The organism is Gryllotalpicola sp. CP2-P1, assembly GCF_057512245.1.
This window is the reverse complement of record NZ_JBLRDT010000125.1, coordinates 1-7,565: the sequence shown is the minus strand read 5'-3', so window position 1 is coordinate 7,565 and position 7,565 is coordinate 1. Positions and strand designations below refer to the sequence as shown.

Below are 7,565 nucleotides of genomic sequence, written 5' to 3'. Positions count from 1 at the left end.
ACCTCGGCGTCACCGGGGGCTTCGGCGCGCCCGCTGCCATGGAGCTCGTGCGCGAAGCCGACGTCGCCGTCGTCTTCGGCGCGGGGCTCAACCAGTTCACGATGCGCTTCGGCGAGCTGTTCTCGCCCGCGGCCCACGTCGTGCAGGTCGACACCGCTCCCACCGCGACCCACCCGCGAGTCGGCGACTTCCTGCGCGGCGACGCGCGACTGGTCGCGGAGCTGCTGGCGGATGCCCACAAGTTGTTGCCGCGCCCGACGTTTGCGTCCCCCGGCGCAGACGCAGCTGTCGGCGGCGGGCGCAAAACCCCCTGGCGCGAGACCATCGACGCACCCGCGCTGCGGGCCCAGGAACCGGGGGCGGCCGACGGACGCACCGCACGCGGTCGGCTCGACCCACGCACGGTCGCGGCCCGCCTCGCCGAGCTGCTGCCGGACGACCGGGTCGTGGTCACCGACGGCGGCCATTTCCTCGCCTGGCCGAACATGTTCTGGCCGGTGGCCGAGCCGAACCGCATGGTGATGGTCGGCACGGCCTACCAGTCGATCGGGCTCGGGCTGCCGAGCGTCGCCGGCGCGGTGGCCGCCACCGGCGACGAGACGACCGTCGTGCTGGGCTCGGGCGACGGCGGCGGCCTCATGGCGCTCGCCGACTTCGAGACCGCGGTGCGCACCGCCGGCGGTCGCGGGCTCGCCGTGTTCTGGAACGACGGCGCGTACGGCGCCGAGGTGAACCTCTACGGGCTCAAGGGGCTCGCGCGCGAGCCGATGCTGATCCCCGAGGTCGACTTCGCCGCGCTGGGGCGAGCGCTCGGCGCAGACGGCGTCGTCGTGCGCGAGCTCGGCGACCTCGAGAGCCTCGCCGAGTGGGCCGCCGCGCCGGCATCCGCTCGCCCGTTCTTGGTGCTCGACCTGCGCATCGACGGCGAGGTGATCGCCCCGTACCAGCACGAGGTCATCCGCGCGAACTCGTGACAGCCCGCCCTGCGGAAGCCGCGACCGGTGAATCCGCCCGATGGCGGGCATGATTCGTAGTGGCAGAAGGGAACGAATCATGAATGAGCGCGAGAGCGCACTGCTGTCCTCGGTCGAGCATCGGCTGTTCATCGGCGGTGAGTGGGTCGAGTCGTCGTCGGGGCAGACCTTCGACGTGCGCGACCCGGCGACGGGCGAGGTCATCCGCTCGATTGCGGACGCGACGCCCGACGACGGCATCCGCGCCCTCGACGCGGCCGTCGCTGCGCAGGACGACTGGGCGAACACGGCGCCGCGGAAGCGCAGCGAGATCCTGCGCCGCGCCTGGGAGCTCGTGCAGGAGCGCAAGGAGGACCTCGCGCTCGTCATGACGCTCGAGATGGGCAAGCCATACGCCGAGGCGCTCGGCGAGGTCGCCTACGGGGGCGAGTTCCTGCGCTGGTTCTCGGAAGAGGCGGTGCGCATCACCGGCCGCTACGGCCTGAACCCGGAAGGGACGGGCCGCATCATCGTCGCCCAGCGCCCGGTCGGCCCGTCGTTCTTCATCACGCCGTGGAACTTCCCGCTCGCGATGGCGACCCGCAAGATCGCTCCGGCACTCGCCGCGGGGTGCACGGTGGTCGTGAAGCCCGCGCAGCTGACGCCGCTCACGACCGTGCTCTTCACGCAGCTGCTCGTCGAGGCGGGTCTGCCGGCCGGGGTGGTGAACGTGGTCACCTCGTCGTCGTCGTCGAAGGTGGCGGCGCCGATCATCGCCGACCCGCGGCTGCGGAAGCTGTCGTTCACCGGCTCGACCGAGGTCGGCCGCAAGCTCATCGCGCAGGCCGCAGACGGCGTGCTGCGCGTCTCGATGGAGCTCGGCGGCAACGCCCCGTTCGTGGTCTTCGAGGACGCCGACCTCGACAAGGCGGTCGACGGCGCCATGGCCGCGAAGTTCCGCAACATCGGCGAGGCCTGCACGGCCGCCAACCGCTTCATCGTGCACGAGTCGGTCGCCGACGAGTTCGCGCGCCGGGTCACCGAGCGCGTCCGGGCGATGAAGATCGGGCGCGGCACGGAGGACGGCGTCGCGATCGGCCCGCTGATCGACGAGGATGCTGTCGCCAAGGCATCCGAGCTGGTGGCGGATGCCGCACGCCGCGGTGCCACCGTCACGACCGGCGGCAACCGCGTCGACGGCCCCGGAACGTTCTACGAGCCGACCGTGCTCACGGGGGTGCAGCCGGGCAGCTCGATCCTGCGGGAAGAGATCTTCGGGCCCGTGCTCGCCATCTCGACGTTCTCGAGCGAGGACGACGCCGTGCGCCTCGCCAACGACACCGAGTACGGCCTGGTGTCCTACGTCTTCACGCAGGACCTCGCCCGCGGCCACCGCATGATCGACCGCCTCGAGACCGGCATGATGGGACTCAACGTCGGCGTGCTCTCGAACGCTGCGGCGCCGTTCGGCGGTGTGAAGCAGTCGGGCGTGGGTCGCGAGGGCGGTTTCGAGGGCATCCACGAGTACCTGTCGACGAAGTACACGCTGCTGCCGGTCGACTGAGGTTTCACAGCTCGTTAAGAAGGCGCATTCTTGTCGCGGGAATCTCGCCCGAGGCATCCGATCGCCCGCCTAGCGTCGTCGTCATGACGCTTCTTGACGATCTCGCCGCGACCCGCGACGGCCGCCTGCTCAGCCCCGACCGCAACCTCGCGATGGAGCTCGTGCGCGCCACCGAGGCCGCCGCCATCGGCGCCTCGAGCTGGGTGGGGCGCGGCCGTAAGGAGGACGCCGACGGCGCCGCGGTCGACGCCATGCGCGCGTTCCTCGGCACCGTCGCCTTCGACGGCACGGTCGTGATCGGCGAGGGCGAGAAGGACCACGCGCCCATGCTGTTCAACGGCGAGGGCGTCGGCACCGGCGACGGGCCGGCCTGCGACATCGCCGTCGACCCGATCGACGGCACCTCGCTCACCGCGACGGGTCGCCCCGGTGCCCTCAGCGTCATCGCCGTCAGCGACCGCGGCTCGATGTACGACCCGAGCGCCGTCTTCTACATGGACAAGCTCGCGGCCGGCCCCGAAGCGCGCGGCGTCGTCGACCTCGGCCAGTCGGTCGGCGACAACATCCGCGAGCTCGCCCGCGCGCTGCGCAAGCCGGTGAGCGACGTGCGCGTCGCCGTGCTCGACCGACCGCGGCACGAAGGGCTCATCGACGAGATCCGCACCGCCGGCGCCGGCACGCGGCTGCTCTCCGACGGCGACGTCGGCGGCGGCATCGATGCGGCGCGACGCGGCTCGCCGATCGACCTGTGCATGGGCATCGGCGGCACGCCCGAGGGCATCATCACCGCCTGCGCGATCAAGGCGCTCGGGGGCGTTCTGCAGGGGCGGCTCGCGCCGCGCGACGAGGCCGAGGCGAAGAGGGCGAGGGATGCCGGGCACGATCTCACCCGCATTCTCGGGCTCGACGACCTGGTCGCCGGCGACAACACCTACTTCGTCGCCACGGGCGTCACGGGTGGCGAGCTGCTACGGGGCGTCGAGCGCACTCCCGACGTCATCCGCACCGAGTCGGTCGTGCTGCGCTCGGCGAGCGGAACCGTGCGCCGCATCTCGGCGGAGCACCTTCCCGAGAAGTGGTGAGTCCCTTCCGGGCACCCGCCCGGCGACACTAGACGTCGGAAAAGCACCCGTCGGTTTCCGCGCGACGACACTAGACGCCGGAAGAACACCCCTCGGTTTCCGCCGGCGACACTAGACGTCGGAAAAACACCCCTCGGTTTCCGCCGGCGACATCAGACGTGGGAAAGCGACCGGCGAAGCAGCATCCGTTGTCGCCGCGCGAAAGACCCGCACCCGCGAAGCAGCATCCGTTGTCGCCGCGCGAAAGACTCGCGCCGGCGAAGCAGCATCCGTTGTCGCCGCGCGAAAGGGGCCGGCCGGCCGCGGCCCCTCGGCGCAACCGGCTCACTCGGCGGCGCCGCTGTGCCGTTCCAGGAAGTCGTAGAGCTCGGCGTCGTCGACACCCGGGAAGTTCCCCGACGGCAGCGGCGAGAGGATGTGCGCGTGCGCTCGCGCCGACGGCCACGCGGCGTCCTTCCAGCGCTCCTCGAGCGATGCGGGCGGGTTCTGGCAGCATCGCGGGTCGGGGCAGCTCGACTGCCGCCGCACGGTCGTCTCGCGCCCGCGGAACCACTTGGCGTCGTCGAACGGCACCCCGAAGGTGATCGAGAAGCGCCCGTCGTCACCGGAGCCGACCTGCGTCTCGCACCAGAACGTTCCGGCGGGGGTGTCCGTGTACTGCGCGAGTGCGGTCGTGTGCTGGCTCGACGAGAGCGCCGCGCGGGCGCCGAACTCGCGGCAGGCGAACTGGCCCTCGACCGCACCCGTGACGTCCGCCGGCAGCGGCAGCCCGTCGTTCTCGTACACGCGGTAGATCGCCCCGTCGTAGCCCACGCGCAGGAAGTGCACCCTCAGGTCGAGGTGCGCGGTCGCGAGATTGGTGAGGCGCTGCGCTGCCGACTCGTGCGTTACCCCGAAGGCATCCCGGAAGTCGTCGACCGCCAGCTCGCGCCGCTTCTTCGCCCCCTGCAGGTAGGCGACGGCGGCCGCGCGCGGCATCAGACAGGCCGCGGCGAAGTAGTTGATCTCGAGCCGCTGCTTGAGGAACGTCGCATAGTCGCCCGGCGCCTCGTGACCGAGCACGCGGTGCGCGATCGCCTGCAGCGCCATCGACCGCAGCCCGTGGCCGCCGGGGATCGAGGCGGGCGGCAGGAAGATGCGCCCGTTCGCGAGGTCGGTGATCGACCGGGTCGAGCGCGGCAGGTCGTCGACGTAGAGCAGCTCGAACCCCAGCTGCTCGGCCATGAGCGCGACCTCGCGGTGCGTGAGCGCGCCCTGTGTGTGGCCGGTCGCGCGCACCCGCTCCTCGGCCTCCTGCTCGATGTCGGGCAGGTAGTTGTCACGCGCGCGCATCCACTCGCGCTGCTCGGTGTTCGCCCGCCTGGCCTGCTCGGGCGTCGCGATCTGCTCGCGCATGCGCCGCGCGAGCTCACGATGCATGCCGACGAGCGCCTCGAGCACCTCGGTCGGCGTTCCCCGCGTCGGGCGCACCACGGGCAGGCCCGTCGATGCATAGAGGGGGGATGCCTGCGCGCGCGTCAGCTCGATCTCGAGCGCGCTGCGCGGGTCGGGGGCCTCGTCGGCGAGCAGCTCAGACAGCTCGACCTCGAGCGCCGCCGCGAGTGCGCGCAGCAGCGACAGCTTCGGCTCACGGCGGCCGTTCTCGACGAGCGACAGCTGGCTCGGAGCGGCACCGACCGCGGCCCCGAGCTGGTCGAGGGTGAGGCCGCGCGCGTTGCGGAAGTGACGGATTCGACGGCCGACGGTGACCAGGTCGGCGTTGCCCTGTGCCATGCCTTGACCTTACGTCAAGAATCCGGTTTCTTCGCCTCGGTTTTCTCTCGAGCCGCGCGGATTCCTCGCCCAGAGTGTCATCACGGCGAACTTTTCGCCGCATGACCACCCACGGCACCAACGAAGGAGCCCGCCATGACGATCGTGGAAGCGCGCCCCGCCGCGCACGCCTCCGACGCCTCCGACGACGACGACGAGTTCGACCGCACCCCCGACCGCGCCCCCGGGCTGCACGCCTGGGTCGAGCAGATCGCGGCGCTCACCGAACCCGACCGCGTCGTGTGGTGCGACGGCAGCGACCGCGAGCGCCACGAGCTCACGAAGGTGCTGCTCGACGAGGGCAAGCTGATCAGGCTCAACGGCGAGTACCGGCCCGGCAGCTACCTCGCCCGCAGCGACCCCGACGACGTGGCGCGGGTCGAGAGCCGCACCTTCATCTGCTCGGCCAGCCGCGAGGACGCCGGCCCCACTAATAACTGGGTCGACCCGGCCGAGATGAAGACCGAGCTGACGGCCCGCTTCCGGGGTGCGATGCGCGGCCGCACCCTGTACGTCGTGCCGTTCTCGATGGGGCCGGTCGGCGGCCGCCTCTCGAAGCTCGGCGTGCAGCTGACCGACAGCGCCTACGTCGTGCTGAGCATGCACATCATGACTCGCGTCGGCGCGGCGCCCCGCGCACTCATCGAGAGCGGGGAGCCCTGGGTCAAGGCGCTGCACTCGGTCGGGTGCCCCCTCGTGGACGAGGCGGGCGTGCGGCATCCCGACGTCGAATGGCCGTGCAACCCCGACAAATACATCGCGCACTTCCCGCACGAACGCGAGATCTGGTCGTTCGGCTCGGGCTACGGAGGGAACGCGCTGCTCGGCAAGAAGTCGTTCGCGCTGCGTATCGCGAGCGTGATCGCCCGTGACGAGGGCTGGCTCGCCGAGCACATGCTGCTCATCAAGCTGACGAGCCCGGCCGGGCGCCGCTTCCACCTGGCCGCCGCGTTCCCGAGCGCCTGCGGCAAGACGAACCTCGCGATGCTGCGCTCGACGCTGCCCGGCTGGAGCGTCGAGACGCTCGGCGACGACATCGCCTGGCTGCGCCAGGGCGAAGACGGCCGGCTGTGGGCGATCAACCCAGAGGCGGGATTCTTCGGCGTGGCGCCCGGCACCGGGGAATCCACCAACCCGAACGCGATGGAGACGATCTGGGGCAACACGATCTTCACGAATGCCGCCCTCACCGACGACGGCGACGTGTGGTGGGAGGGCATGACCGCGCAGCCGCCCGCTCATCTCGTCGACTGGACCGGCGCCGACTGGACCCCGGGCCTGGGCTGCCCCGCGGCGCACCCCAACGCCCGCTTCACGGTGCCGGCCGCCCAGTGCCCGTCGATCGCCGACGACTGGGAGGCGCATGACGGCGTGCCCCTCGACGCGATCATCTTCGGCGGCCGCCGCGCGAGCAACGTGCCGCTCGTGCTCGAGGCGCGCGACTGGAACCACGGTGTGTTCCTCGGCGCGACCATCGCGAGCGAGCAGACGGCGGCGGCCGAGGGAGCGGTCGGCGAACTGCGCCGCGACCCCTTCGCGATGCTGCCGTTCTGCGGGTACAACATGGCCGACTACTGGGCGCACTGGGTCTCGGTCGGGCGCCGGCTCGGCCCGCAGGCGCCCAAGATCTTCCAGGTGAACTGGTTCCGCAAGGGCTCAGACGGCCGCTACCTGTGGCCGGGCTTCGGAGACAACGTGCGGGTGCTCGCGTGGATCGCCGCGCGACTCGAAGCAGGGGATGCCGAGACCGGGCGCGGGGCGCGGGATGCCTCAGCCGCGGACGGCCCGCTCGGAGTCGTGCCCGCGCCCGGCGCCCTCGACGTGTCGGGTCTCGACCTGGCGGAGTCCGACCTCGCAGAGCTCTTCGCGGTCGACCCCGCGGCCTGGCTGGCCGAGGCCGCGCTGACCGAGGAGTTCTTCGCCGGCTTCGGTGAGCGCGTCCCGAGCGAGCTGCACGCCGAGCTGGCCGAGCTGCGGGCCCGGCTCACCCGAGCCGACGGGGGCCGACCGTGAAGGTCGCACTCGTCGCGGGGGTCGCCCACCGGCTCGGCCCCGCCTATGCGCAGGCGCGCGAGCTGGCCGCCCGGGGCTACCACGTGATCCTCGGATCGAGCGAGCGCGGGGCGGCCGAGTTGCTGTCCGCCGAGCTGCGGG

5 protein-coding genes are annotated in these 7,565 nt (G+C 71.8%); 4 read left to right on the top strand and 1 reads right to left on the bottom strand.

Annotated elements, in window-relative coordinates; all coding sequences use genetic code 11:
- The 3 genes from ACM2XV_RS10345 to glpX form a co-directional block, all read left to right on the top strand.
- A partial coding sequence (locus tag ACM2XV_RS10345; RefSeq protein ID WP_487026872.1) for a thiamine pyrophosphate-dependent enzyme occupies window positions 1-974 on the top strand: 974 nt, incomplete at its 5' end.
- Window positions 975-1,053: 79 nt separating this feature from the next.
- Complete coding sequence (locus ACM2XV_RS10340) at window positions 1,054-2,517, top strand: NAD-dependent succinate-semialdehyde dehydrogenase (protein ID WP_487026871.1); 1,464 nt, start codon at window positions 1,054-1,056, stop codon at window positions 2,515-2,517.
- Window positions 2,518-2,600: 83 nt separating this feature from the next.
- Complete coding sequence (glpX, locus tag ACM2XV_RS10335) at window positions 2,601-3,599, top strand: class II fructose-bisphosphatase (RefSeq protein WP_487026870.1); 999 nt, start codon at window positions 2,601-2,603, stop codon at window positions 3,597-3,599.
- Window positions 3,600-3,923: 324 nt separating this feature from the next.
- Here glpX and ACM2XV_RS10330 read toward each other — a convergent pair whose 3' ends face one another.
- Entirely contained in the window at window positions 3,924-5,372 is a 1,449-nt protein-coding gene (locus tag ACM2XV_RS10330; protein WP_487026869.1) for a helix-turn-helix domain-containing protein, read from the bottom strand.
- A gap of 135 nt (window positions 5,373-5,507) precedes the next feature.
- Between ACM2XV_RS10330 and ACM2XV_RS10325 the strand changes: the two genes are divergently transcribed.
- Window positions 5,508-7,424 carry a phosphoenolpyruvate carboxykinase (GTP) gene (locus ACM2XV_RS10325; RefSeq protein WP_487026868.1) on the top strand — a complete coding sequence of 639 codons (1,917 nt, stop codon included), beginning with the start codon at window positions 5,508-5,510 and terminating at the stop codon, window positions 7,422-7,424.
- The last annotated feature ends 141 nt before the right edge of the window (window positions 7,425-7,565 follow it).

What these genes read in the sequence shown, in the direction of transcription:
- ACM2XV_RS10340 (WP_487026871.1), top strand. Translation starts at nt 1,054, where the DNA reads ATGAATGAGCGCGAGAGCGCACTGCTGTCCTCGGTCGAGCATCGGCTG.
- glpX (WP_487026870.1), top strand. Translation starts at nt 2,601, where the DNA reads ATGACGCTTCTTGACGATCTCGCCGCGACCCGCGACGGCCGCCTGCTC.
- ACM2XV_RS10330 (WP_487026869.1), bottom strand. Translation starts at nt 5,372, where the DNA reads ATGGCACAGGGCAACGCCGACCTGGTCACCGTCGGCCGTCGAATCCGT.
- ACM2XV_RS10325 (WP_487026868.1), top strand. Translation starts at nt 5,508, where the DNA reads ATGACGATCGTGGAAGCGCGCCCCGCCGCGCACGCCTCCGACGCCTCC.